This is a genomic window from Microbacterium sp. CCNWLW134, from assembly GCF_037083565.1.
Lineage (GTDB): Bacteria > Actinomycetota > Actinomycetes > Actinomycetales > Microbacteriaceae > Microbacterium.
This window is the reverse complement of sequence record NZ_JBAOJU010000001.1, coordinates 692,603-716,738: the sequence shown is the minus strand read 5'-3', so window position 1 is coordinate 716,738 and position 24,136 is coordinate 692,603. Positions and strand designations below refer to the sequence as shown.

The 24,136-nt window shown below is 70.1% G+C and carries 21 protein-coding genes; 10 read left to right on the top strand and 11 right to left on the bottom strand.

The window, feature by feature from the left end; translation table 11 throughout:
* Positions 1-56 precede the first annotated feature (56 nt).
* The gene (locus tag V6S02_RS03280) at positions 57-1,547 is read left to right on the top strand and encodes an aldehyde dehydrogenase family protein (RefSeq protein WP_336399859.1); all 1,491 of its coding nucleotides are present in this window, start codon (positions 57-59) and stop codon (positions 1,545-1,547) included.
* 21 nt (positions 1,548-1,568) lie between these two features.
* On the opposite strand, the gene V6S02_RS03275 is transcribed toward V6S02_RS03280, so the two are convergent.
* The gene (locus V6S02_RS03275; protein ID WP_336399858.1) at positions 1,569-3,026 is read right to left on the bottom strand and encodes a GuaB1 family IMP dehydrogenase-related protein; all 1,458 of its coding nucleotides are present in this window, start codon (positions 3,024-3,026) and stop codon (positions 1,569-1,571) included.
* Positions 3,027-3,204: 178 nt separating this feature from the next.
* On the opposite strand from V6S02_RS03275, the gene V6S02_RS03270 reads away from it, so the two are divergent.
* Entirely contained in the window at positions 3,205-6,948 is a 3,744-nt protein-coding gene (locus V6S02_RS03270) for a multifunctional oxoglutarate decarboxylase/oxoglutarate dehydrogenase thiamine pyrophosphate-binding subunit/dihydrolipoyllysine-residue succinyltransferase subunit (RefSeq protein ID WP_336399857.1), read from the top strand.
* A 51-nt stretch (positions 6,949-6,999) separates the two neighbouring features.
* Here V6S02_RS03270 and V6S02_RS03265 read toward each other — a convergent pair whose 3' ends face one another.
* Positions 7,000-7,242 (bottom strand): zf-HC2 domain-containing protein, encoded by a 243-nt coding sequence (locus tag V6S02_RS03265; protein ID WP_124292770.1) that lies wholly within the window; start codon positions 7,240-7,242, stop codon positions 7,000-7,002.
* The gene (locus tag V6S02_RS03260; RefSeq protein WP_124292769.1) at positions 7,239-7,907 is read right to left on the bottom strand and encodes a sigma-70 family RNA polymerase sigma factor; all 669 of its coding nucleotides are present in this window, start codon (positions 7,905-7,907) and stop codon (positions 7,239-7,241) included. Before V6S02_RS03260 ends, V6S02_RS03265 begins: the two co-directional genes overlap by 4 nt.
* Positions 7,908-7,944: 37 nt before the next feature.
* On the opposite strand from V6S02_RS03260, the gene aroA reads away from it, so the two are divergent.
* The 3 genes from aroA to bcp are packed head-to-tail and all read left to right on the top strand — an operon-like array spanning position 7,945 to position 10,854.
* On the top strand, positions 7,945-9,288 hold the full coding sequence (gene aroA / locus V6S02_RS03255; RefSeq protein ID WP_336399856.1) for a 3-phosphoshikimate 1-carboxyvinyltransferase: 1,344 nt from the start codon (positions 7,945-7,947) through the stop codon (positions 9,286-9,288).
* Between the two features lie 7 nt (positions 9,289-9,295).
* The gene (gene rsgA, locus V6S02_RS03250) at positions 9,296-10,387 is read left to right on the top strand and encodes a ribosome small subunit-dependent GTPase A (protein ID WP_336399855.1); all 1,092 of its coding nucleotides are present in this window, start codon (positions 9,296-9,298) and stop codon (positions 10,385-10,387) included.
* Entirely contained in the window at positions 10,384-10,854 is a 471-nt protein-coding gene (gene bcp / locus V6S02_RS03245) for a thioredoxin-dependent thiol peroxidase (RefSeq protein ID WP_124292766.1), read from the top strand. Before rsgA ends, bcp begins: the two co-directional genes overlap by 4 nt.
* Before the next feature lie 12 nt (positions 10,855-10,866).
* Here bcp and V6S02_RS03240 read toward each other — a convergent pair whose 3' ends face one another.
* Positions 10,867-11,274, bottom strand: a complete 408-nt coding sequence (locus tag V6S02_RS03240; protein ID WP_336399854.1) for a histidine kinase — start codon at positions 11,272-11,274, stop codon at positions 10,867-10,869.
* Positions 11,275-11,484: 210 nt separating this feature from the next.
* Between V6S02_RS03240 and V6S02_RS03235 the strand changes: the two genes are divergently transcribed.
* On the top strand, positions 11,485-11,733 hold the full coding sequence (locus V6S02_RS03235) for a WhiB family transcriptional regulator (protein ID WP_124292764.1): 249 nt from the start codon (positions 11,485-11,487) through the stop codon (positions 11,731-11,733).
* Between the two features lie 164 nt (positions 11,734-11,897).
* Here V6S02_RS03235 and V6S02_RS03230 read toward each other — a convergent pair whose 3' ends face one another.
* The 3 genes from V6S02_RS03230 to V6S02_RS03220 are packed head-to-tail and all read right to left on the bottom strand — an operon-like array spanning position 11,898 to position 15,472.
* A complete protein-coding gene (locus V6S02_RS03230) occupies positions 11,898-13,385 on the bottom strand; it encodes a sensor histidine kinase (RefSeq protein ID WP_124292763.1) in 1,488 nt (495 codons plus the stop codon).
* Positions 13,386-13,442: 57 nt separating this feature from the next.
* Positions 13,443-14,837: an AAA family ATPase gene (locus V6S02_RS03225; protein ID WP_336399853.1), complete on the bottom strand. Its 1,395-nt coding sequence runs from the start codon at positions 14,835-14,837 to the stop codon at positions 13,443-13,445.
* Complete coding sequence (locus tag V6S02_RS03220) at positions 14,834-15,472, bottom strand: flagella basal body P-ring formation protein FlgA (RefSeq protein WP_336399852.1); 639 nt, start codon at positions 15,470-15,472, stop codon at positions 14,834-14,836. The genes V6S02_RS03225 and V6S02_RS03220 overlap by 4 nt, the downstream gene beginning before the upstream one ends.
* A gap of 116 nt (positions 15,473-15,588) precedes the next feature.
* Here V6S02_RS03220 and V6S02_RS03215 point away from each other — a divergent pair, with 116 nt between their 5' ends.
* Positions 15,589-15,870 (top strand): helix-turn-helix domain-containing protein, encoded by a 282-nt coding sequence (locus tag V6S02_RS03215; RefSeq protein WP_200829948.1) that lies wholly within the window; start codon positions 15,589-15,591, stop codon positions 15,868-15,870.
* Between the two features lie 15 nt (positions 15,871-15,885).
* Here V6S02_RS03215 and V6S02_RS03210 read toward each other — a convergent pair whose 3' ends face one another.
* Positions 15,886-16,491, bottom strand: coding sequence for a hypothetical protein (locus tag V6S02_RS03210; protein ID WP_336399851.1), 606 nt, complete (start codon positions 16,489-16,491; stop codon positions 15,886-15,888).
* Positions 16,492-16,620: 129 nt separating this feature from the next.
* On the opposite strand from V6S02_RS03210, the gene V6S02_RS03205 reads away from it, so the two are divergent.
* Positions 16,621-17,061 (top strand): Rv3235 family protein, encoded by a 441-nt coding sequence (locus tag V6S02_RS03205; protein WP_124292759.1) that lies wholly within the window; start codon positions 16,621-16,623, stop codon positions 17,059-17,061.
* A 28-nt stretch (positions 17,062-17,089) separates the two neighbouring features.
* Here the strand turns inward: V6S02_RS03205 and V6S02_RS03200 are convergent, their stop codons facing one another.
* Complete coding sequence (locus tag V6S02_RS03200) at positions 17,090-18,316, bottom strand: pyridoxal phosphate-dependent aminotransferase (RefSeq protein ID WP_124292758.1); 1,227 nt, start codon at positions 18,314-18,316, stop codon at positions 17,090-17,092.
* 81 nt (positions 18,317-18,397) lie between these two features.
* Complete coding sequence (secA, locus tag V6S02_RS03195; RefSeq protein WP_336399850.1) at positions 18,398-21,217, bottom strand: preprotein translocase subunit SecA; 2,820 nt, start codon at positions 21,215-21,217, stop codon at positions 18,398-18,400.
* Positions 21,218-21,358: 141 nt separating this feature from the next.
* Here secA and V6S02_RS03190 point away from each other — a divergent pair, with 141 nt between their 5' ends.
* A complete protein-coding gene (locus tag V6S02_RS03190; RefSeq protein ID WP_336399849.1) occupies positions 21,359-21,937 on the top strand; it encodes a PadR family transcriptional regulator in 579 nt (192 codons plus the stop codon).
* A 101-nt stretch (positions 21,938-22,038) separates the two neighbouring features.
* Positions 22,039-23,388 (top strand): hypothetical protein, encoded by a 1,350-nt coding sequence (locus tag V6S02_RS03185; protein WP_336399848.1) that lies wholly within the window; start codon positions 22,039-22,041, stop codon positions 23,386-23,388.
* Positions 23,389-23,467: 79 nt separating this feature from the next.
* Here V6S02_RS03185 and hpf read toward each other — a convergent pair whose 3' ends face one another.
* Entirely contained in the window at positions 23,468-24,127 is a 660-nt protein-coding gene (hpf, locus tag V6S02_RS03180) for a ribosome hibernation-promoting factor, HPF/YfiA family (protein ID WP_124292754.1), read from the bottom strand.
* Positions 24,128-24,136: the final 9 nt, after the last annotated feature.

The following is a 24,136-nucleotide window of genomic DNA, read 5'->3' as shown; positions in this document are numbered from 1 at the left end:
CGCATTCATGCGAATCCATCTGTGGACCCCGTCCACCGACCGACGAAGGAACAACGATGTCGACCGTCACCGATTCCGCCACCACCACCCTGATCGACCCCGATGTCTTCGCGGGGCTCATCCACATCGACGGCGCGTGGGTGCCGGGCGAGGGAGGACAGATCGCCTCGGTCGAGCCCGCGACCGGCGACACGCTCGCGATGGTCGGGATGGCGGGCCCCGCCAATGTCGCGAAGGCGGCCGAGGGTGCCGCACGCGCGCAGCGCGAGTGGGCGGCGACCCCGCACCCGGTGCGAGCCGGCGTCCTTCGCAAGGCAGCACAGCTGTGGGAGCATCACGCCGAGGAGATCATGGGCTGGAACGTCCGCGAGGTCGGCGCCATCCCGCCTCTCGCCGGCTTCGCCCTGCACGTGACGGCAGCGGAGTGCTACGAGGCGGCCTCCCTCCCCTCGGCGCCCCTCGGCTCGATCCTCGCCAGCGAGGAGCCTCGGCTGTCCCTGGCGCAGCAGGTTCCGGTGGGCGTGGTCGGGGTCATCTCGCCCTTCAATGTGCCGCTGATCCTCGGCATCCGCGCCGTCGCCCCCGCGCTCGCCCTCGGCAACGCCGTGCTGCTCAAACCCGACCCCCGCACCGTCATCACCGGCGGGGTCAGCATGGTGCGCATCTTCGAAGAGGCGGGCCTTCCGAAGGGACTGCTCCAGCTGGTGCCCGGCGGTGCAGAGGTGGGCGAGGCGATGGTCGCCGACCCGCGCGTGCGGGTCGTGGCGTTCACCGGCTCCACGCGCGCCGGGCGCGCGGTGGGCGAACTCGCCGGACGCCACCTGACCCGCGCGCACCTCGAGCTCGGCGGCAATTCCGCCTTCGTGATCCGCGAGGACGCCGATGTCGACCAAGCGGTCAACCTCGCCACCTGGGGAGCCTTCCTCCACCAGGGTCAGATCTGCATGACCGTGGGGCGGCACATCGTGCACGAGTCGCTCTTCGACGCGTACGTGGAGAAGCTCGCGGCCAAGGCCGAGTCGATGGTCGTCGGCGATCCCGCGGCGGGGCAGGTGCACTTGGGCCCCCTCATCGACGAGGTCCAGCGCGACCGCGTGCACACGCTCGTCCAGGACGCCGTCGCGCAGGGAGCGACCCTGGCCGCGGGTGGCACCTACGACGACCTCTTCTACCGCCCGACGGTGCTCGCGAATCCGCCGAAGGACGCCGCCGCCTACTGCGACGAGGTCTTCGGCCCGGTCGCGTCAGTGGTGTCGTTCGCGACCGACGAAGAGGCTGTCGCCCTCGCCTCCGACACCGAGTACGGACTGTCGCTCGGCATCGTCACCGCCGACGCGATGGCCGGGTGGGAGATGGCGCAGCGCATCCCCTCGGGGATCGTGCACGTGAACGATCAGACCGTGAACGACGAGGCCAACGCCCCGTTCGGCGGCGTCGGCGCCTCGGGAACCGGGTCGCGTCACGGCGGCGCGCAGGCGAACATCGACGCGTTCACCGAGACCCGCTGGATCACGATCCGACGGGAGCCGGGTCAGTACCCGCTCTGAAGAGCCTCGCTGCCGACCGCATCACCAGCTGACAGGAAGCGCCTTGCCCTCCTCATAGCCGGCGGCGGACTGCAGCCCCACGCGGGCGCGCTCGTGGAACTGAGCCACGGTATGCGCGCCCGCGTAGGTGAAGGACGACCGCACGCCGGAGGTGATCATGTCGAGAAGGTCCTCGAGGCCGGGGCGGAGGGGGTCGAGGTAGATCTTCGATGACGAGATGCCCTCGGCGAAGAGTTCCTTGCGTGCTCGCTCATAGGGATCGAGCCGCCCGAAGCGCTCCTGCACCGCCTTGGTCGATGCCATGCCCCACGACTCCTTGTACGCCCGGCCCGCATCATCCCGCAGCAACTCCCCCGGGGCTTCGATGGTGCCCGCGAACCAGGAGCCGATCATGACCGAGGCTGCCCCGGCCGCGAGCGCCAGAGCGACATCGCGGGGGTAGCGCACCCCGCCGTCGGCCCAGACGTGCGCGCCGCGAGCCCGCGCGGCCTCGGCGGTCTCGAGGACGGCCGAGAATTGCGGGCGACCGACCGCCGTCATCATCCGGGTGGTGCACATCGCACCGGGACCGACGCCGACCTTGAGAATCGTCGCGCCCGCGTCGATGAGGTCTGCGACACCGTCAGCGGTGACGATGTTGCCGGCGACGATGGGCACACGGAGGTCCTCGGCCGACACCGCGCGGAGGGCCCGGAGCATGCCGTCCTGATGTCCGTGCGCGGTGTCGACGACGAGGACGTCCACACCGGCCGCCACGAGCGCACGGGCCTTTGCGGCCACATCGCCGTTGATACCCACCGCCGCGGCGACCGCGAGGCGCCCCGACGCGTCGACCGCGGGCCGGTAGAGCGTGGTGCGCAGCGCACTGCGGCGCGACAGTGTGCCGACGACGAAACCGTGATGCAGCACGCACACCGTCTCGGCGTCCGCGTCGACGATGAGATCGAAGGCGTGCCGTGCGTCGTCGACGTCGTCGGCGTCGATCGACGCCGCATGTCCGCGGGCGAGGTCGCCCAGGCGCGCATCGGGCAGGGCCGACCCCAGCCTGCGGGCGGGCACCACACCCAGGACGTCGTCGATGTGCACGCGACCGGCGGGCGCGTCGCTGACGACGATCCCGTGTCCCTCGGTGGCCGGCAGGAGCCGGGCGGCGTCGGCGACGGTCGCCGACGAGGGCAGCACCAGCGGCGTGTCCCACGGCACCGGCTGCGCCTTGACCCAGCGGATCGCCGCGTCGAGCTCCTGCAGCGGCAGATCCTGCGGCAGGACGCCCAGTCCACCCCGTCGCGCGAGCGTGGCCGCCAGCCGCGCCCCGGTCACGGAGTTCATGTTCGCGGACACGAGCGGCAGGGTCGCGGGTGTGCCGTCGGCAGGGGCGAGGTCGACGTCGAGGCGGCTCGTGATCGCCGAGTGGCGCGGAACGAGGAACACGTCCGAATAGGTGAGGTCGACCTGCGGTTTCTCGCCGTAGAACTCCATTGCACCGATCCTAGAGACCTTTGCGATGGCGTAAAGAGCGGCGATTCTTGGCCCACTGAGCGGGGCTGGACCCGGAAACGGCCTTGGCAGACTGGGTTAGTCTTAACAATCGTGCGTGCGGGCCGTACCGAGACCTGCACGACGGACGAATTTCGGCGATGAAAGCAGGCGATCGAGCGTGTCGAGCCAGGTGACCGGCGTCGGGGTGTCGAGCGAGGGAGAGTTCGGGGCCAACGAATGGCTGGTCGACGAACTCTACGATCAGTACAAGGTCGACAAGAACTCCGTGGACAAGGAGTGGTGGCCGATCCTCGAGGCCTACCACCCCGTCGAAGTAGACGGTGAGACCTCGGATGACGCCGGCGCCGCCGCAACGGACGCGCCGCCCGCGGGGAACGCCGCACCCGCGGCATCCCCCGCGTCCGCCCCCGCGAACGACGCCCACCCGATCACCGCACCGGTGCCCGTGATCGGCGCCCAGCCGGTCGCCCGGACCACCGCGAAGCCCGCGGCCCCGCAGCCGATCCCGGCGCAGGCCCCCAAGGTCACCCCGTCGGCCGCACCGGAGCAGGCCGACGAGGACAAGGTCACCGTCCTCAAGGGCATGACGAAGACCCTCGCAGCGAACATGGACCAGTCGCTGACCGTGCCCACCGCGACGAGCGTGCGCACCGTTCCGGCGAAGCTGATGATCGACAACCGCATCGTCATCAACAACCACATGTCGCGCACTCGTGGCGGCAAGGTGAGCTTCACCCACCTCATCGGCTGGGCCATGATCCAGGCGCTGAAGGCGTTCCCCAGCCAGAACGTCTTCTACGCCGAGGTGGACGGCAAGCCCTCCGTGGTAGCTCCCGCCCACATCAACCTCGGCATCGCGATCGACCTCCCCAAGCCCGACGGCACACGGTCGCTCCTGGTTCCGAGCATCAAGCGGGCCGAGAGCCTCACCTTCGGCGAGTACCTCGCCTCGTACGAGGACCTGGTCACCCGCGCCCGGGGCAACAAGCTCACCGCGGCCGATTTCCAGGGCACCACGATCTCGTTGACCAACCCCGGCGGTATCGGCACCGTCCATTCGGTACCGCGCCTGATGAAGGGGCAGGGCTGCATCGTCGGCGCGGGCGCGCTGGACTACCCGGCCGAGTTCCAGGGTGCCAGCGAGAAGACGCTCAACGAGATGGCGATCGGCAAGACGATCACCCTCACCAGCACTTACGACCACCGCGTCATCCAGGGCGCCGGCTCGGGCGAGTTCCTGAAGATCATCCACGAGCTCCTCATCGGCAAGCGCGGGTTCTACGACGACATCTTCGCCGCACTGCGCATCCCCTACGCCCCCATCCACTGGGCCAGCGACATCAACGTCGACATCGCCGAGCGCGTCGACAAGACCGCTCGCGTGCAGGAGCTCATCAACTCCTTCCGCGTACGCGGGCACCTCATGGCCGACATCGACCCGCTCGAGTACGTCCAGCGCACCCACCCCGATCTCGAGATCGAGCAGCACGGCCTCACGTTCTGGGACCTCGATCGCGAGTTCGTCACCGGCGGCTTCGGCGGCAAGCGCCTCATGAAGCTCCGTGAGATCCTCGGTGTGCTGCGCGACTCGTACTGCCGCACCATCGGCCTGGAGTACATGCACATCCAGGACCCGGCGCAGCGACTGTGGTTCCAGCAGAACGTCGAGGTCAAGTACACCAAGCCCGGCCACGACGAGCAGCTGCGCATCCTGTCGAAGCTGAACCAGGCCGAGGCCTTCGAGACCTTCCTGCAGACGAAGTACGTCGGCCAGAAGCGCTTCAGCCTCGAGGGCGGCGAGTCCCTCATCCCGCTGCTGGACGAGGTGCTGCAGGGCGCCGCGCAGGCGGGCTTGGACGGCGCGGCGATCGGCATGGCCCACCGCGGCCGCCTGAACGTCCTCACCAACATCGGCGGCAAGACCTACGGACAGGTGTTCCGCGAGTTCGAGGGCTCGGTCGCCGTGGGGTCCAAGCGCGGCTCGGGCGACGTGAAGTACCACCTCGGCACCGAGGGCACCTTCGTCGCCGACGACGGCAGTGAGCTGCCGGTCTACCTCGCGGCCAACCCCTCCCACCTCGAAACCGTCGACGGCGTGCTCGAGGGCATCGTGCGGGCCCGGCAGGACCGCAAGCCCGTCGGCACCTTCTCCTGGCTGCCGGTGCTCATCCACGGCGACGCGGCCTTCGCCGGCCAGGGTGTGGTGGTCGAGACGCTTCAGATGTCGCAGTTGCGCGGTTACCGCACGGGCGGCACCGTGCACATCGTGGTCAACAACCAGGTCGGCTTCACCACGATGCCCACCGACGCCCGCACCTCGGTGTACGCCACCGACGTCGCCAAGACGATCCAGGCACCGATCTTCCACGTCAACGGCGACGACCCTGAGGCTGTCGTCCGCGTGGCGCAGCTGGCCTTCGCCTACCGCGAGAAGTTCCACCGCGACGTCGTGATCGATCTCGTCTGCTACCGCCGCCGAGGCCACAACGAGGGCGACGACCCCTCGATGACGCAGCCGCTGATGACGAACCTCATCGAGGCCAAGCGCTCGGTGCGACGCCTCTACACCGAGGCGCTCGTCGGTCGCGGCGACATCACCGAGGAAGAGTACGAGCAGGCCAAGCGCGACTTCCAGAACCGTCTCGAGATCGCCTTCGCCGAGACGCACGCGGCAGAGACCGGGTCCTCACCCACCGTCGGCCCGGACGCTGAGGACGCGGGGGCCACGCCCGCGGGCGAGCTCGACACCACGGGTGTCTCGCGCGACATGGTGCACCTTATCGGCGACGCCTTCGTCAACAAGCCCGAGGGCTTCACGGTGCACGGCAAGCTCCAGCAGCTGCTGGACAAGCGCCTGGACATGAGCCGCAACGGCAACATCGACTGGGGCTTCGCCGAGCTGCTCGCCTTCGGCTCGCTGCTGGTCGAGGGCACCTCGGTGCGTCTGGCAGGACAGGACTCGCGCCGCGGCACGTTCGTCCAGCGCCACTCGGTGCTGCACGACCGTCAGAACGGCCAGGAGTGGATTCCGCTGGCGAACCTCGCCGACAACCAGGGACGGTTCTGGGTCTACGACTCCCTGCTCAGCGAATACGCGGCGATGGCCTTCGAGTACGGCTACTCGGTCGAGCGTCCCGACGCTCTGGTGCTCTGGGAGGCGCAGTTCGGAGACTTCGCCAACGGCGCCCAGTCGGTGATCGACGAGTTCATCTCCTCGGCCGAGCAGAAGTGGGGACAGCAGTCCAGCGTCACGCTGCTCCTCCCCCACGGGTACGAGGGTCAGGGGCCCGACCACTCGTCGGCGCGCATCGAGCGGTACCTGCAGATGTGTGCGCAGGACAACATGATCGTCGCGCGCCCGTCGACCCCGGCATCGTACTTCCACCTGCTGCGTCGCCAGGCCTACGCGCGTCCGCGCCGGCCGCTGATCGTCTTCACACCGAAGGCGATGCTGCGTCTGCGCGGAGCGACCAGCAAGGTCGAGGACTTCCTCACCGGCCGGTTCGAGCCGGTGCTCGACGACGATCGCGGCATCGACGCCTCGAAGGTGGAGCGGGTGCTGCTGCACTCGGGCAAGCTCCACTGGGACCTGCGGGCCGAGCTCGACAAGAAGCCCGACCCGCGGATCGCCCTGGTGCGCCTGGAGCAGTTCTACCCGTCCCCGGTCGAGGCGCTGCACCGCGTGCTGGCGAACTACCCCGGCGCCGACCTCGTGTGGGTCCAGGACGAGCCCGAGAACCAGGGCGCGTGGCCGTTCATCGCCCTCGAGCTGAGCAAGCACCTCGACGGTCGCGACATCGAACTGATCTCGCGCCCCGCGATGGCCTCGACGGCGACCGGATCGCCGAAGGTGCACGCCGCCGAACAGGCGGAGATCATGCGGGCTGCTCTGAGCTTCTGACGCCGTGCGACCCGGCCACCGTCACCGACGGGGAGCCGGGTCGGAGCGGGGTCAGTGCGTGGCCTGAACGGCGCGCAGCCGCGCCAGGATCTGGTCGCGCAGCTCCTCGGGAGCCGTCTCCTTGCACGCCCGGGCCACGACCTCGGTGAGCGTCCGGGCGACCAACGCCTCGTCGCGGCATCCGGGGCAGTTGTCCAGGTGCTCGGTGATGTCGTTGTGCTCGGTCTTGCACACCTCGTTGCGGAGGTACTCCTCGAGGTCGCGCCGTGCCTTCTCGCAGCCGCAGTCCGTCATTTCTTTGCTCCCGTCGCGGCGGTGTCGATGCCGCGCTCCTTCGCGTAATCGGCCAGCAGGTCACGCAGCATCCGCCTGCCTCGGTGCAGGCGGCTCATGACCGTGCCGATGGGGGTTTTCATGATGTCGGCGATCTCCTGATAGGCGAAGCCCTCGACATCGGCGAGGTAGACCGCCAACCGGAAGTCCTCGGGAATCGCCTGCAGGGCGTCCTTCACCACCGACGCCGGCATGTGATCGATCGCCTCGGCCTCGGCCGAGCGCGTGCTGATCGCCGTCGTGGATTCGGCTCCGCCGAGCTGCCAGTCCTCCAGCTCGTCGATCGCCCCCTGGAAGGGCTCGCGCTGCTTCTTCCGGTAGGTGTTGATGTAGGTGTTGGTGAGGATCCGGTACAGCCACGCCTTCAGGTTCGTGCCCTGGGTGAAGCTCTTCCACGACGCGAACGCCTTGACGAACGTCTCCTGGACGAGGTCGGCTGCGTCGGCCGGGTTGCGCGTCATCCGCATCGCCGCGGCGTACAGCTGGTCCATGAACGGCAGCGCCTGCTGCTCGAACTGCGTACGCGTGTCCTCGACGGAGGCTGGCTGGTCAGACATCACGCGCCAGTCTACGGCGGCGACCTCCTCGACAGCCTGTGCATCAGGCCGTTCGAGCGTGGCGATCATCCCGGCTCCTCTCGGTGGTTCGTTAGGGTAGAACCCGATGACACCGCCCGGGTATTCCCCCGACTCCGACGTCCGCGCGTGGGCTGCCCCGACGACGGAGGCGCCGTTGCGTGCCGTCGTCACGGTGCCGGGGTCGAAATCGCTGACCAACCGCGAACTCGTCCTCGCCGCCCTCGCCGACGGCCCCAGCCGGCTGACCGCCCCGCTGCACAGCGACGACTCGGCGCGGATGATCGATGCCCTGCGGGCGCTCGGGGTCTCCGTCGAGACCGAACCCGGCGACGGCGACTTCGGAGATGACCTGCTCATCACCCCCACCTGGCCCCTGCACGGGGGCGGCGCCGTGGACTGCGGCCAGGCCGGCACCGTGATGCGGTTCATCAGCCCCGTCGCGGGCTTCGCCGACAACGATGTCGAGGTCACCGCCCACGAGACGGCGCTCCACCGCCCCATGGGGGCGATGATCCGGGCCCTCCGCGACGTCGGTGTGGACATCGATGACGGGGGCCACTGGTCGCTCCCCTTCCTCGTGCGGGGTCGCGGGCACGTGCGCGGCGGCGAGGTGACGATGGACGCCAGCGCGTCCAGCCAGTTCGTCTCGGGACTGCTCCTGGCCGCTCCGCGCTTCGACGTGGGCCTGCACCTCATCCACTCCGGGGGTCGGCTCCCGAGCATCCCGCACATCGACATGACGGTCGAGGCCCTCGCCCGCAGAGGCGTCCACGTCGAGCGACCCGCGCCCGGCGAGTGGGTCGTGCCCGCGGGGCCCATCCGGGCGAAGGATGTCGCCATCGAACCCGACCTCTCCAATGCCGCCCCGTTCCTGGCCGCGGCCATGATCGCGGGCGGATCGGTGTCGGTGACCGGCTGGCCGCTGCACTCCACCCAGCCCGGGGCCATGCTCAGCGACATCCTGTCCCTCATGGGTGCGCGCGTGGTGCGCCGAGGCGGCGCGCTGACCGTCACCGCCGGCGACGCCATCGCGGGCGTCGACCTCGACCTCTCCGCCGCGGGCGAGCTGACCCCGACCCTGTTCGCCCTCGCGGCCTTCGCGGATGCGCCGACGACCCTGTACGGCATCGGACACATCCGCGGGCACGAGACCGATCGCATCGCGGCGCTCGTGGACAACCTCCGTGCTCTGGGCGGCGAGGCGCACGAACTCGACGACGGCATCCGCATCGTTCCCCGGCCGCTGCAGGGCGGCCTCTGGCGCGCGCACCACGATCATCGCCTCGCCACGACCGGTGCCCTCATCGGCCTGCGTGTGAAGGGGGTGGCGGTGGACGACATCGGCACGACCGCGAAGACCATGCCCCAGTTCCCGCAGCTGTGGCGGGGGATGCTGTCCGGCGCCCCGGGCGCAGCCGCGGAGGGGTGACCCCGCCGTGAGCTGGCTGGACGACACCGACGATGACGACGACCTCGACTTCGACGAGGCCGATGTGCGCGTCCGGCCGAATCCGAAAGCCAACCGTCCGCGGACCAAGCGCCGCCCGGCGCACGCCGACGCTCAGATCGGTCGCGTTCTCGGTGTCGACCGGGGTCGGTACGCCGTCCTCGTCGATGAGGACGGCGACGACGAGCACGAGATCATCGCGATGCGGGCACGTGAGCTGCGGAAGGTCGCCATCGTCACGGGCGACCGCGCGCGGCTCGTGGGCGACACCTCCGGCGACGAGGGCACCCTCGCCCGGATCGTCGGCATCGAAGAGCGCTCCTCGCTCCTTCGCCGCAGTGCCGACGACACCGATCAGGTCGAGCGGGTCATCGTGGCCAACGCCGACCAGATGCTCGTCGTCGTCGCGGCGGCGGATCCCGAGCCGCGGGAACGGCTGGTCGACCGGTACCTGGTCGCGGCGTTGGACGCCGGGATCCGCCCGCTCCTCGTCGTGACCAAGACCGACCTCGCCGACCCCGCTGACTTCCTCAGCCACTTCGAGGGACTCGACCTCGACGTGTTCACCAGCGCGCGCGGTGAGATGCCGGTCGAGCGCATCGGCGCGTCACTCGCGGGGCACGCCACGGTGTTCGTGGGGCACTCCGGCGTCGGCAAGTCGACCCTGGTGAACGCCCTCGTCCCCGACGCGCGCCGGGCCACCGGACATGTCAACGAGGTCACCGGCCGTGGGCGTCACACCTCCAGCTCGACGGTGTCGCTGCGCTACCGCGGGGCGTCGGGATCGGGGTGGGTGATCGACACCCCCGGCGTCCGCTCCTTCGGTCTCGGTCACGTCGATCCCGCGAACATCCTGCGCGCCTTCACCGAGCTCGCCGAGGTCGCCGAGGACTGCCCGCGGGGATGCACGCACCTGCCCGACGCGCCGGACTGCGCCCTCGTCGAGGCAGCCGCGGAGGGGCGGTTGGGTCCGACCGGACCTGCGCGGCTCGACTCGCTGCAGCGGCTTCTCTCGACCTTCGCCGACCGTGGCGATCGGGCCGCGACGCGGCATCCCGCTCGCCCTAGGCTGGAGTCATGACGCGTCTGGAACCCGGAGACCCCGCCCCCGATTTCACCCTCGACGACCAGGACTCCACGCGGGTCTCGCTCGCCGACTTCCGCGGCACCGGTGTGGTGCTCTTCTTCTACCCCGCCGCGATGACACCCGGCTGCACCACCGAGGCATGCGACTTCCGCGACTCGCTCGCCCCGCTCCAGGCCGCCGGCTACGCCGTGCTCGGCATCTCCCGCGATGACCCGGCGACGCTGCAGAAGTTCCGCGAGCGCGATGGTCTGACCTACCCGCTCCTCAGCGATCCCGATCACGCGGTGCACGACGCCTATGGCGCGTGGGGCGAGAAGACCAACTACGGCAAGACGGTCCAGGGCGTCATCCGCTCGACCTTCGTGATCGACGCCGACGGACGCATCGCGCACGCCCTCTACAACGTCAAGGCCACCGGCCACGTCGCCCGGGTGCGGAGCATCCTGGGCCTCGCCGCCTGAGGTCGCGCCGGGTCAGGCCTCGGTGCCCGCGTCCTCGTCGGAGGCTTCTCGAGGCGCCGAGGTGCGCGTCGCCCAGATGAGGGTGGCGAGGACCACCAGGGCCGGCGCCGCGAGCAGCAGCGCCGAGAACGGCTGCGCGTAGGCGCCCGTCGCCGCCCCCAGCGCGACGGCGAGGATGAGCAGCTGAGTGACGATCCCTCCCGATCGCCCCCACGACACCCGTCGCCAGGTGGCCACGGCGAAGGCGAGGACGATCGCTGCACCGGCGACGGTGAGCACGAGGAGAGCGAGCGCGGTCGTCAGGATGCCGGTGTCGCCGCCCACCAGCGCGACCACCTGCCACCCGACGAGGATCAGCAGCCCGATGCCCTCGAGAGCCAACAGGAATCCGGCGATCCGGTGGGCGATGATGTCGCGCATGAACCTCTCTCGTTCCGGGGGGCGGAAGGAAACCTGGCCGAAACCGAGACGTCGACTCTTGATTCCCTTCATGTGCTATGCGAGCATTGAACAAGCCGTGTGCTCCCACAGCGACGTGGGGCGAGCAACCGCTCGCACTCCCACAGGGTATCGGCCCCGGTTTCGGGACATACCATTTCCCCCCACCATTCTGCATCAAGGAGCACCACCATGGATTGGCGCGACAAGGCCGCCTGCCTCACCGTCGACCCCGAGCTGTTCTTCCCCGTCGGGAACACCGGGCCTGCCGTCGACCAGATCGAGAAGGCGAAGTCGGTCTGCGCCCGGTGCACCGTCACCGAGACGTGCCTGCAGTACGCCCTCGAGAGCGGCCAGGACTCCGGCGTCTGGGGCGGACTGTCCGAAGATGAGCGTCGCGCCCTGAAGCGCCGCGCCGCGCGCGCCCGTCGCGCGAGCTGACGCGCGCCCCTCCGCGGCCGGGTTCGCCCGGGGGCCATGCCGTCCGAGGTGTGCGTTCCCCGCGACCCCTCCGAGGAGTCCATTCCCCGCGACTCGTCAAGAAATGCGCCCGCACGCGCCGGGAAAGGACGTTCCGTGACGGGTCACGGAATGGCCGCGACGACTCAGCCCTGCATCCGCTCGATGTAGCGCAGGGGGATCTCGATCGTGACCTCGGTGCCGCTGCCGACCAGCGTGTGCCAGTCGATCGTGCCCCCGAGTTCGCCCTGGATGAGCGTGCGCACGATCTGCGTCCCGAGCCCGCGCCCGACCAGACCCTCGGGCAGCCCCACGCCGTTGTCGCGGACCCGCACTTCGAGCCGCTCATCGGTGCGGTCGGCGAGGATCTCCACGTCGCCCTCCCGTCCCGCCAGTCCGTGCTCGACCGCGTTGGTGACGAGCTCGGTCAGCGCGAGGGCGAGCGGGGTCGCGTACGCGCTCGGCAGAGTGCCGAACCGACCGGTCGAGCGCGTGCGCGCGCGGGTGTTGGGCGCGGCGGCGGCGACCTCGGCGACGAGCTTCAGCACGCGTGCGAACACGTCGTCGAAGTCCACGCTCTGGGTGAGTCCCTCCGACAGGGTGTCGTGGACGACCGCGATCGCCGACACCCGGCGCATGGCCTGCGTGAGCGCCTCGCGCGCCTCGTCGGAATGCGAGCGCCGCGCCTGGATCCGCAGCAGCGAAGCCACCGTCTGCAGGTTGTTCTTCACCCGGTGGTGGATCTCGCGGATCGTGGCGTCCTTGGTGATGAGCTCCTGCTCCTGATGGCGGAGCTCGGTGACGTCGCGGCACAGCACGATCGCGCCGATGCGCGTGCCGCGATCGCGGAGCGGGATGGTCCGCAGCGACACCGTGACCCCCTGCGCCTCGATGTCGGCGCGCCACGGTGCCCGCCCGGTGACCACCAGGGGCAGCGACTCGTCGAACTCGCGTCGCGTCGTGAGGATGCGGGTGGTGACCTCCACCAGCGACTCGCCCTCGAGCTCGTCGTCGAAGCCCATCCGGTTGAAGGCCGACAGCGCGTTGGGGCTGGCGAAGGTGACGACGCCCGCGGGGTCGATGCGGATGAGCCCGTCCGACGCGCGGGGCGCGCCGCGCCGCGGCGCGGTGGGCGTCGACAGGTCGGGGAACTCGCCCGAGGCGATCATGCCGAACAGATCGTCGGCGCAGTCGTTGAAGGTGATCTGCTGCCTGGACGGTGTGCGTGTCTCGCCGAGGTTGGTGTGGCGGGTGAGCACGCCGACCGTCTCGACCGTCTCTCCGCTTCGACGCACGATCGGTACGGCCCGCACGCGGGTGGGTGTCTCTTCGAACCAGTCCGGTGAGGCGGAGTCGACGATGCGGCCCGAGACGAAGGCATCGCGCACCTGGGTCGCCCACTGGGGGCGGACCCGGTCGCTGACGATGTCGCGGTAGAACAGCGTCGCGGCGCCGCTGGGCCTCGTGTGCGCAACCGCGACGAACGAATCGTCGGCGGTGGGCACCCAGATCACGATGTCGGCGAAGGCCAGGTCGGCCAAGAGCTGCCCGTCGCCCGCGAGGCGGTGGAGCCACTCGACCTCCTCCGACCGGGAGCGGCCCTGCGCGTACACGAGATCACTGAGCGTCGACACGGCTCCCAGCCTATGCGCGGTGGCGGTGCCATCCGGTGCGGGGACGGATGCGCGAGCTCAGCGCGCTTTCGGGACGGCGACGGCTCCGCGGCGCTGCGCCCGGTGGTCAAGCGGCCGCTCGGAAGCCCGGTCGTCTCCGCGCACGGCGCGTTCACGTCTGCCGGGAGCCCGGCGGATGCTCCTCTCGCGCTGCTCGCGCCGCGAAACGCCGGGTGCCGGCGGCGCGAGGGTCTCGCCCACGAACCGTCGCATCGCCGCCGCGAACGGCGAGCGCGGCGCGACCTCGGCGATGGGTCGCCCGGCGAGGAGGGCCGCATCGGCGGAGCGGGCGTCGTAGGGGACGAACCACACGTCGCGGATGCCGGCGAACCGGTCGAGGGTGCGGCGCACCTGGCCCCGCGCGTCGATGCCGAGGGCTCCCGGCCGAAGGCGGTTCGCGAGCACGGCGACGGGAGTCGACCCGACGGTCGCGCGCAGTTCGGTGTAGCCGCGGAGGAAACGGGCGATGCCGACGGGGTCTGCCGCCGCGACCGCGACGACCTGGTCGGCCACGTCGAGCGCCGCAAGCGTCGCGGCATTGCGGCGCGGCCCGTCGAGGTCGCTGACGATCTCTTCGTCGCGTTCGAGCGACGACGAGACGTCGACGACGGTGAACTCCACCCAGCTGCGGCAGGCCTCCAACGCGGCCGCCACGCGGGCGTGCGAGAGCTCGGGCCACCGCGACGGGCGGTTGATGCCGGTGAGAACGCGCACGCCGGTCTGACCCAGCGGGGTGCTGATGCGTTCGAGTTCGGCGGTGGTCAGCTCGCCGCGCCCCGCGTGACGACAGGCCGCGGCGAAGCCGGGTCCTTCGTCGGCGAGACCAAGGGCGAGAGCGAGAGCGGGGGCGTGCGCGTCGGCATCCACGAGGGCGACGCGTCGTCCGCCGCGGGCCAGTTCGAGCGCGAGCTCGACGGCGACCGTGGATCGACCCGGCGACCCGGCGGGACCCCACACGGCGATGACACGGGGCGACGGACGCCCGGGCTCGGCGCCCGGTTCGTCGGCGGCGGCCGGGGCAGAGGCGCTGCCGCGTGTCAGGCCGGCCATGGTGAGCGCCTCGGCGATCCGCCAGCCGGGGTCGGTCAGCGTCAGGGTCGACGACACTCCGTACGCGTCGACGAGGGGCCGGTCGGCGTCCCGCGCACACAACGCCACGATGCGGACGCCCTGACGATCGCAGAGCGCCACCGCGGCAGCGGTCATGGTCCGCCGATCGGCCTGCAGGATGACCGCCTCCACCTCGCGGAGCGCCACCGCGGTGATGCGGGCATCGCTGCCGTAGGCGGCATCCTCCCCGGCGAGGGCCAACGCATCGGCGGCGACGACCGCCACGACCTCGATGTCCTCCGCCGCGAGCTGGTCGGCGAGATCCGCCCCGCGCGGTTCATCGACGGCGACGAGCACCTTCATCGTGCGCCTCCGACGGCCGGCACGACCGAGAGGGCGGACTCGTCGGACATGGCCTCGAGCACGACGGCGACGTCTGCCCGGGGGATGACGATCTCCAGGGCCGCGGCGCCCCCGCCGATCATCGAATCGTCGCGTGCGACGGAGGCCACCGTGGCATCGGCCACGAGGATCCGCGGCACATCGTAGGTGCCCGGTTCCACGAGCGGAGCGGCCCACACCTCCACCACCGATCCCGCCTCGACCGCCGCCGGGACGTCGACGGAGCTGCGGAGGACGACGGTGGTGGTGCGCACCGCGTCGGCGGACTCGACGGCGCTGCGCGGCACCAGTTCGTCGGAGGCGATGGTGCGGGTGGCCACCATCCCCTCCTCCAGCGAGCCTTCCCAGGACGTGGGATCGAGGTACGACCCCTCGATCGCGCCGAGAGCCACCTCTTCGACCCGCACATCATCGGTCGAGACGACCTCGCCCGACACGATCGTGCGGGCGGCGACGACGACGGGTACGGTCTGCCGCGCCGCCGAAACGACGAACCAGACGCCGGCCACGGAGGCCACGATGAGCAGGATGCCGAGGAGGAAGCGTGCGTCGGCCCAGAAGGCGCGGTGGCGGCGGCCGGTATCCACAGCGGTCATGAGGCCATGTTCGCTCAGGCCGAGGAACGGGCCGGCGCGTTATCCACAGCCGGGCGTTATCCACAGCGCCGCGCGGGCTCCTCGGCCCGCGCAGGCCCGCGACGATAATGGGGGTCATGCCCGAATCCCCGTCCGCCGACGTGCGCATGCTGGCGCCCGCCCAGGTCGCCGAAGTGCTGGGCGTCTCGGTGGACGAGGTGATCGCGCTCGTCCATGAGCGCCGACTCCGCGGAGCGCGGGTCGGATCCCCCGCCCGCTGGCGCGTGGAGGAGAAGAGCGTGACCGACTACCTCGACGATCAGGCCGAGGAGGCCCGGCGGATCGCCCTTTGGCATCAGTCCCAGGAAGCCAGCTTCCCGGAGCTGTGGGGTACCGGTTTCGTCCGCAACCCCGACTGACGGCGTCCGAAGGCGTCAGAGGACGCTGACCCCCTCCTCGGCTCGGAGCCATGCCAGCGCAGAGAAGGGCACCATCCGGTACCCCGTCACCTCCCCCGCCCGCCGCGGCGAACCGGGCTCGTGGAGGGCGATGTCGAGGTGGTCGGCTCCGGCCCGGTCGATCGTCCCCGTCAAGCCTCGGCCGGATGACAGCTGGAGCGCCACCGCTGCGCGGCGTCGCACGAGATCACGCACGACGAAGCCGAACGTCATCCGACCGGCGAGGCTCGAGGAGGCGACGGAGTCGGCGCGAGCGGTGCGGAGGAGGTCGGGCTGGCTCATCCGGATCCCCACGATCGCGAAGAGGGGAACGAGGATGACGCCGGCCCGCCGACCTGTCTCGCTCAACGCCACCCAGTCGGCACCGACGCCGGCGAGGTCCGCACGCAAGGTCGAACCGTCGCTCAGCTCCCACGAAGCCGCGACGTCGGACGTCGACGCCTGAAGCGCAGTCAGACGCTGACGCATCTCGAGGCGGGACAGCCGCAGGCGCTCGGCCTCGGTGTCGAGGGCGGCCCGCTCAGCCTCCCATTCGGAGGCGAGCTGGTCTTCGAGGTCGTCGAAGAAGCGGTCCCATCGCACCCCGAGAGAGTAGAGCAGAACGTGAGGAGTCGATGAGAACTTATCCCCAGGGGCTTTCCGGGCTCTTTCTGAGAGTTGCCCGTGTGTTCTACTTTTCGGCAACCGATGTCCTGACGAGATTGGCGAGAGATGGCACCGACGCCGCCGGCACCGGCCCGTGCACCCAAACCACCCACGGGTGCGCGAGAGCTTTCGGAGTACTTCGCACCGCAGCGCACCTCGACCGAAGCGCTTCCGGATCCGCAGGTCTTCATCGAGAACCTCACCCGCGGCGTCCTCGAGGTCTTCGCCGGGGTGCGCGAGGTGGAGCAGCTCGCGCGCTGGCTGACGGAGGATGCGTATCGCAAGCTCCTCACGCGGGCCAACCTCGCCGCCCGCGCCCGGAGCGCCCGCGGGGTGCCGGCCAAGCGGCCGGTGCACCAGATCCTCAGCATCCGGCACTCCTCACCCGCCGACGGCATCATCGAGGGCGTCGTGGTGGTCGCGGGCCCGGCCCGCACCCGGGCCGTGGCAGTGCGACTGGAGGGCATGGACGGTCGCTGGCGCACGACCTCGCTCGCCCTGCTCTGACCCGCAGGTCGGTGAGTGACTCGTGGGTCTACTGGCGGTACGACGCCAGGAAGTTGCCGAGCCGCTCGATCGCCTCGCTGAGCACCCGTGCCTCGGGCAGCGTGACGATGCGCACGTGGTCGGGCGTCGGCCAGTTGAAGCCCGTCCCCTGCACGAGGAGCACGTGCTCGGCGACGAGGAAGTCGTAGACGAGCTTCGCGTCGTCGCGGATCTCGTACACCTCGGGATCGAACCGCGGGAAGGCGTACAGCGCACCCGCCGGCCGAACGCAGGTCACCCCGGGAATGGCCTCCAGCCCCTCCCAGGCCGCATCCCGCTGTTCGTGCAGCCGGCCGGTCGGCGCGATGAGCGCGTCGATCGACTGGATGCCCGAGAGCGCAGCCTGCACGGCGTGCTGTGCGGGGACGTTGGGGCAGAGCCGCGTCGAGGCGAGCAGGGTGATGCCCTCGAGGAAGCCCGCGGCGTGATCCTTCGGCCCGGTGATCACGAGCCATCCTGACCGGTAGCCCGCGACCCGGTAGGTCTTGCTCAGCCCGTTGAAGGTGAGGCACAGCAGGTCGGGGGCGACGGCGGCCATCGGGATGTGCTCGGCGCCGTCGAAGACGATGCGGTCGTAGATCTCGTCGGCCAGGAGCAGCAGCGAGTGCTCTCGGGCGATGTCGGCGATGCCCTCGAGCACCTCGCGGGTGTACACCGCTCCGGTGGGGTTGTTGGGGTTGATCACCACGATCGCCTTCGTACGCTCGGTGATCTTGGAGCGGATGTCTTCGAGGTCGGGTTGCCACCCCGCTGACTCGTCGCAGCGATAGTGCACCGGCGTTCCGCCGCCGAGGCTCGTCATCGCGGTCCACAGCGGGTAGTCGGGCGCAGGGATGAGCACCTCGTCGCCCTCGTCGAGGAGCGACTGCATGGTCATCGTGATGAGCTCGGACACACCGTTGCCGAGGTAGACGTCGTCGGGGTCGACCTGCGGGAACCCGGGCGTCTGTTCGTACCGGTACACCACCGCGAGCCGCGCGGACATGATGCCGCGGCTGTCGCTGTACCCGTGGGCATGGGGCACCGCATCGATCATGTCGCGGACGATCTGATAGGGCGCCTCGAACCCGAACGCCGCGGGGTTGCCGGTGTTCAGCTTCAGGATGTTGTGACCCTCGGCCTCCAGCCGCTGAGCCTCCACCAGTGCCTGACCGCGGATCTCGTAGAGAACGTCGCGGAGCTTGCGCGATTGGTCGAGCGGGCGAAGGAGCGTCATCGGTTCAGGATAGCGGCGGCGGATCGGCCGTCACCGACGGCCGCAGCCGTCCAATCGCCGGCCCGTGGACCGCCGCGGACCTTAGCGCTTCTTACCTGCGGCGCGACGCTCCGCACGATTCTGCGGGGCGGCAGTCTGTCCGCCGCCGGCGTCGGCTCCGGTCCGCTGCCCGAAGGCGCCGCGGGGCGCTTCGGCCTGGGGCGGCTCGGCGACGGCGGTGGCCGCGGCCGCGGCCTGACGGATGCGGTTGGTCGCGGCCTGCTGCACCTGACCGCGGTCGTTGCGCACCTCGACCTCACCGGCGTCGTTGGCCGCGGAGTACTGCAGCCGCTCGCCTTCGACGGGCACCGCGCCCAGGCCCTTGGCCTCGACCTCGGCGGGCTGGTCGCCCTCGCCGGCACGCCGCACCTCGACGTCCAGGTTGTAGAGGTAGCCGACAGACTCCTCCTTGATCTGGCCCATCATCGCCTGGAACATCTGGTAGCCCTCGCGCTGATACTCGATCAGCGGGTCGCGCTGGGCCATCGCCCGCAGGCCGATGCCGTCCTTGAGGTAGTCCATCTCGTAGAGGTGGTCGCGCCAACGGCGGTCGAGCACCTGCAGCACGACGCGGCGCTCGAGTTCACGCATCGCCGGGGATCCGAGCGACTCCTCGCGGTTGTCGTAGGCGATCTTGGCGTCGGAGAGCAGCTCTCGCTTGAGCACCTCGGGAGTGATGCGACCCTTGTTGCCGGCCTCGGCGACGACCTCGTCGATCGTGACGCTCACGGGGTAGAGGGTCTTCAGCTCGGTCCACAGGGCGTCGAAGTCCCAGCTCTCGGTGTGACCCGACGAGGTGTGGTCGTCGATGACGGCGTTGATCGCGTCCTCGATGAAGTGCTGCACCCGGTCGGCGATGTCATCGCCCTGCAGGATGTGGCGGCGGTCGGCGTAGATCGCCTCGCGCTGCCGGTTCAGCACGTCGTCGTACTTGAGCACGTTCTTTCGGATCTCGGCGTTTCGCGCCTCGACCTGCGACTGCGCGCTCTTGATGGCGCGAGAGACCATGCCCGACTCGATCGCGACGTCGTCGGGGAAGTTGGTCCGTGCCATGATCGCCTCGGCCGCCCCCGACTGGAACAGTCGCATGAGGTCGTCGGTGAGCGAGAGGTAGAAGCGGCTCTCGCCCGGGTCGCCCTGGCGGCCCGACCGACCTCGCAGCTGGTTGTCGATGCGCCGGGACTCGTGCCGCTCGGTGCCGAGCACGTACAGGCCACCGGTCTCGACGACCTTCGCCGCCTCTTCCGAGACGCGCTCGCGCACGGCCTCGTAGACGCCGTCCCACTCCGCCTCGTACTCATCGGGGGTCTCGAGCGAGTCCAGGCCCTTGGCCTTCATCTCCTGCACGGCGAGGAACTCCGCGTTCCCGCCGAGCATGATGTCGGTGCCGCGGCCGGCCATGTTCGTCGCGACGGTGACGGCGCCCAGGCGCCCGGCGCGGGCGACGATCTCGGCCTCACGGGCGTGGTTCTTGGCGTTGAGCACCTCGTGCTTGACGCCCTTCTTGGCCAGAAGCCGGGAGAGGTACTCGCTCTTCTCGACGCTGACGGTTCCGACCAGCACCGGCTGACCCTTGGCGTGACGCTCGACGATGTCCTCGACGACCTGCGCGAACTTCGCCTCCTCATTCTTGTAGACGAGGTCGGACTGGTCTTTTCGGACCATCGGCTTGTTCGTGGGGATGGGGACGACGCCGAGCTTGTAGGTCGACATGAACTCGGCGGCCTCGGTCTCGGCGGTGCCGGTCATACCCGAGAGCTTGTCGTAGAGGCGGAAGTAGTTCTGCAGCGTCACCGTGGCGAGGGTCTGGTTCTCCGCCTTGACCGGCACGCCCTCCTTGGCCTCGATCGCCTGGTGGATGCCCTCGTTGTAGCGACGACCGACGAGGATGCGGCCGGTGTGCTCGTCGACGATCATGACCTCGTCGTTCATGACGACGTAATCGGTGTCGCGCTTGAAGAGGGCCAGCGCCTTGATGGAGTTGTTCAGGAACGAGATCAGCGGAGTGTTGGCCGACTCGTAGAGGTTGTCGATGCCGAGGTAGTCCTCGACCTTCTCGATGCCGGGCTCGAGCACGCCGACGGTGCGCTTCTTCTCGTCGATCTCGTAGTCGACGCCGGGTTCGAGCGTCCGTGCGATCTTGGCGAACTCGGTGAACCAGCGGTTGGCCTCGCCGGAGGACGGACCCGAGATGATGAGCGGAGTGCGCGCCTCGTCGATGAGGATCGAGTCGACCTCGTCGACGATGGCGAAGAAGTGCCCGCGCTGGACGAGGTCTTCCTTGCGCCACGCCATGTTGTCGCGCAGGTAGTCGAAGCCGAACTCGTTGTTCGTGCCGTACGTGATGTCGGCGTTGTACTGCTCGCGGCGCACCTGCGGGTTCTGCCCCGAGACGATCGTGCCGGTCGTCATGCCGAGAGCCCGGAAGATGCGGCCCATGAGCTCGGACTGGTAGCTGGCGAGGAAGTCGTTGACGGTGATGACGTGGACGCCCTTGCCGGCGATCGCGTTGAGGTACGCGGGCAGTGTCGCCACGAGCGTCTTGCCCTCACCGGTCTTCATCTCGGCGATGTTGCCGAGGTGCAGGGCGGCGCCGCCCATGATCTGCACGTCGTAGTGCCGCTGACCGAGCGTGCGCTTGGCCGCTTCGCGCACGGCGGCGAAGGCCTCGGGCAGCAGCTGGTCCAGCGTCTCGCCGGCCTCGTGACGGGCGCGCAGTTCGGCGGTCTCGCCGCGCAGCTCCTCGTCGGTGAGCTGCGCGTAGTCCTCTTCGAGGGCGTTCACCGCCTTCACGATCCGCTGCAGCTGCCGCAGGATCCGGCCCTCGCCGGCGCGGAGCAGTTTCTCGAGAGGATTGGCCACGAAATCTCCATACTGTCGGGCGAACCTCCCCATGTTATCCACCCGTGACCTTGGCGTGGGCTGGGCGAGGGCCCGCAGCGGCAAAGATGTTGCCGGGTATGCATATACTCGAGCCGCACCTGCAGCGAAAGCGAGAGACGGATGTCGGCACCGCAGAGTCTGCTCGCGATCCTCGATCAGGGCCCCTGTTACGGCTACCAGCTGCGCGCAGAGCACGAGCGGCGCACCGGCGCGGATCAGCCGATGAATGTCGGCCAGATCTACCGGACCCTCGAGCGGCTCGAGCGCGACGGACTCGTGATGCGGGGAGAACCCGACGCCCAGGGCCACATCTACTGGAGCATCACCCCGGCGGGATCCGATGCCGTCGCGGAGTGGTTCGGCGCCGCCGCCGCGCGCAGGGGCGCCGGGAGAGAGGATGTCGCGGCGAAAGTCGCCCTGGCCGCGAGCCTCCCGGGCGTCGACGTCGACGGTGTGCTGACGACGCAGCACCTGTCTTCCGCTGCGGAGCTGACACGGGTGCGCGAGGAGCTGAGCGCCGCCGAGCGCGCCGGTGCCCTCGGCCGCACGCTCGTCCTCACGGCCCGACGTGACGCGCTCGAGGCCGAGGTGCGCTGGCTCGATCACGCGGCGGCGGTGCTGGCGCAGCATCCGGATCATTCGTTCGGCGTGACGCTGGCGACCGACAGGCCTCGCCGAGGGCGCCCTCCGCGGCCGTGACCGCGGGATCGGTTACGCCGTGGGCGAAGCCTCCCCGTCACCGCGCTGTTCTCCAGCCGTTCTCCAGCGGCCTGCCCGAACGGGAACCGTAGGATCGGTTCATGGCCGGATTCTGGGGCAGTCGCAAGAAAGAACGCGAAGAACTCGCGGCGCAGGACGCCGATCTCGCCCGTCGGGCGCAGTCCTCCCTCGTCGCCACCGACGAGCGCATCCGTTCCACCACCGACGAGCTCGCCTTCGCCGAGGCCGAGCTCGGCACCGGTCCCACCGCCGATCTGCGCGAAGCGCTGGAGTCGGTGCGCACCCACATGAGCGAGGCGTTCCACCTCCACCAGCTCAACCACGACGAGATCCCCGACACCCCCGAGGAGCTGCGCACCCGGAACGCCCGGATCGTGCAGCTGTGCGAGTGGGCCGAGGAACTGCTGGATGACCGCACCGAGGCCCTCGCGGAGCCGATCGCCCGCGCCCGCCGGGCGCCCGAGATCATCGCCGGCGTCCGGCGCGACGCCGATCGGCTGCGCGGACGCCTGCCCCAGGCTCGAGAGACCGTGACCCGACTCGGGGCCCGCTACTCCGACGAAGCCCTTCGCCAGATCGAGGCCAATCCGGCGGAGGCCGAGCAGCTCCTCGGGTTCGCCGAGCACAGCTCAGGCATCGCCGAGCGTCGTCGCGAGGCCGGCCAGCGGGAGCAGGCCAACCTGGCCCTCGAAGCCTGCACCGAGGCGGTGCGCCGCGCAGAGACCCTCATCGACGCCGTCGAGACCTTCGAAGTCGAGGCGCTCCGAGCGGAATCGACCCTCGCCGCCGTCGTGGAGGACTCGCGCGGCGACCTCATCGCGGCGCGCACCGCACCGCAGACCGCGGGTGTGGCCCAGGCGATGGGCGAGCTGCAGGCGGCGCTGGCCGCCCTTCCCGCCGCCGGCGTCAACACCGACCCGTTCGCCCAGCTGACGCGCCTGCGCGCGGCGAACATCGCCCTCGACGATGCCGTCGCCAAGGCGCGCGAACGTGCGGCTCGGCCGATCCCCGACATCGCGCACGTGCGGCACTCCATCGACGACGCCGACCGGCAGCTCGCCGTGGCGCGGGACGTCATCGCCGGCCACCGCGGATGGATCGGCGCGGACGCCCGCACCCGGATCGCCGAGGCCGAGCGGATCCGCGTCGACCTCGACCGCTACCTCGGAACCTCCGCGTCGGCGGCGATCGACATCGACGAGGACCACCGCGAGCAGGCCATGACGATGTCGCGACGCGTCGCGCACCTGGCCAGCGAAGCCCTGCAGCTCGCGCAGCGCGACATCGACTCGTCCCGCCCGCAGAACGGCCCCGACCAGTGGGGCGGAGGCTGGGGAGGCGGCCGCGGCAACAGCGGTGGGAGCGGCCTGATGGGCGGCATCCTCGGCGGCCTCGTGATCGGCAGCCTGCTCGACGGTTTCATCGACTGATGCCGTCCTGAAGGACGCCGAACGAGCGGATGCCCCGGGCTGACCTTCGCCCGGGGCATCCGCTCGTTTCGTCAGGGAGTCAGGAGACCAGCTCCGCCGGCTGCGCCTGCGTGGACAGCGAGATCACGCCGTAGTCCCAGCCCTTGCGGCGGTAGACCACGCTCGGGCGGTCGGTGCGGACGTCGATGAAGAGGAAGAAGTCGTGTCCGACGAGTTCCATCCGGTCCACGGCGTCTTCGACCGTCATCCACTCCGCCCCGAATTCCTTCGTGCGGATGACGACGGGGGTGTAGTCCTCCTCGTCCGACTCGCCGTTGACGATCGGCACCTCGCCGGTGGCGACGGCGCGGAGCACGTCGACGGATGCGGGTTCGACGTCGATCCCCTCGAGTGATCCGGTGCCCTTTTCGAACTTCGGGCCACGCGGGTGATTGCGTGCATCGACCCGCTTGTCCTTCGCGCGGCGCAACTGCTCGCAGAGCTTGTCGACCGCGAGGTCGAGGGCGGTGAACTTGTCGGCGTCGGTCGCCTCCGCCCGCACGATCGGGCCCTTTCCCGTGACGGTGAGTTCCACCGTGTGGTCCTCGACGTGACCGTTGCGGTAGGTGCGGTGCGTGACCTTGACGTCCAGACGCTGGGCTCGCGGCGCGAGGTGTTCGATCCGGGGCGCCTTCTCCTCGACGACCGAGCGGAACCGATCGGTGATACCGACCCCTACGCCGACGATGCTGCTCTCCATGTCAGACCT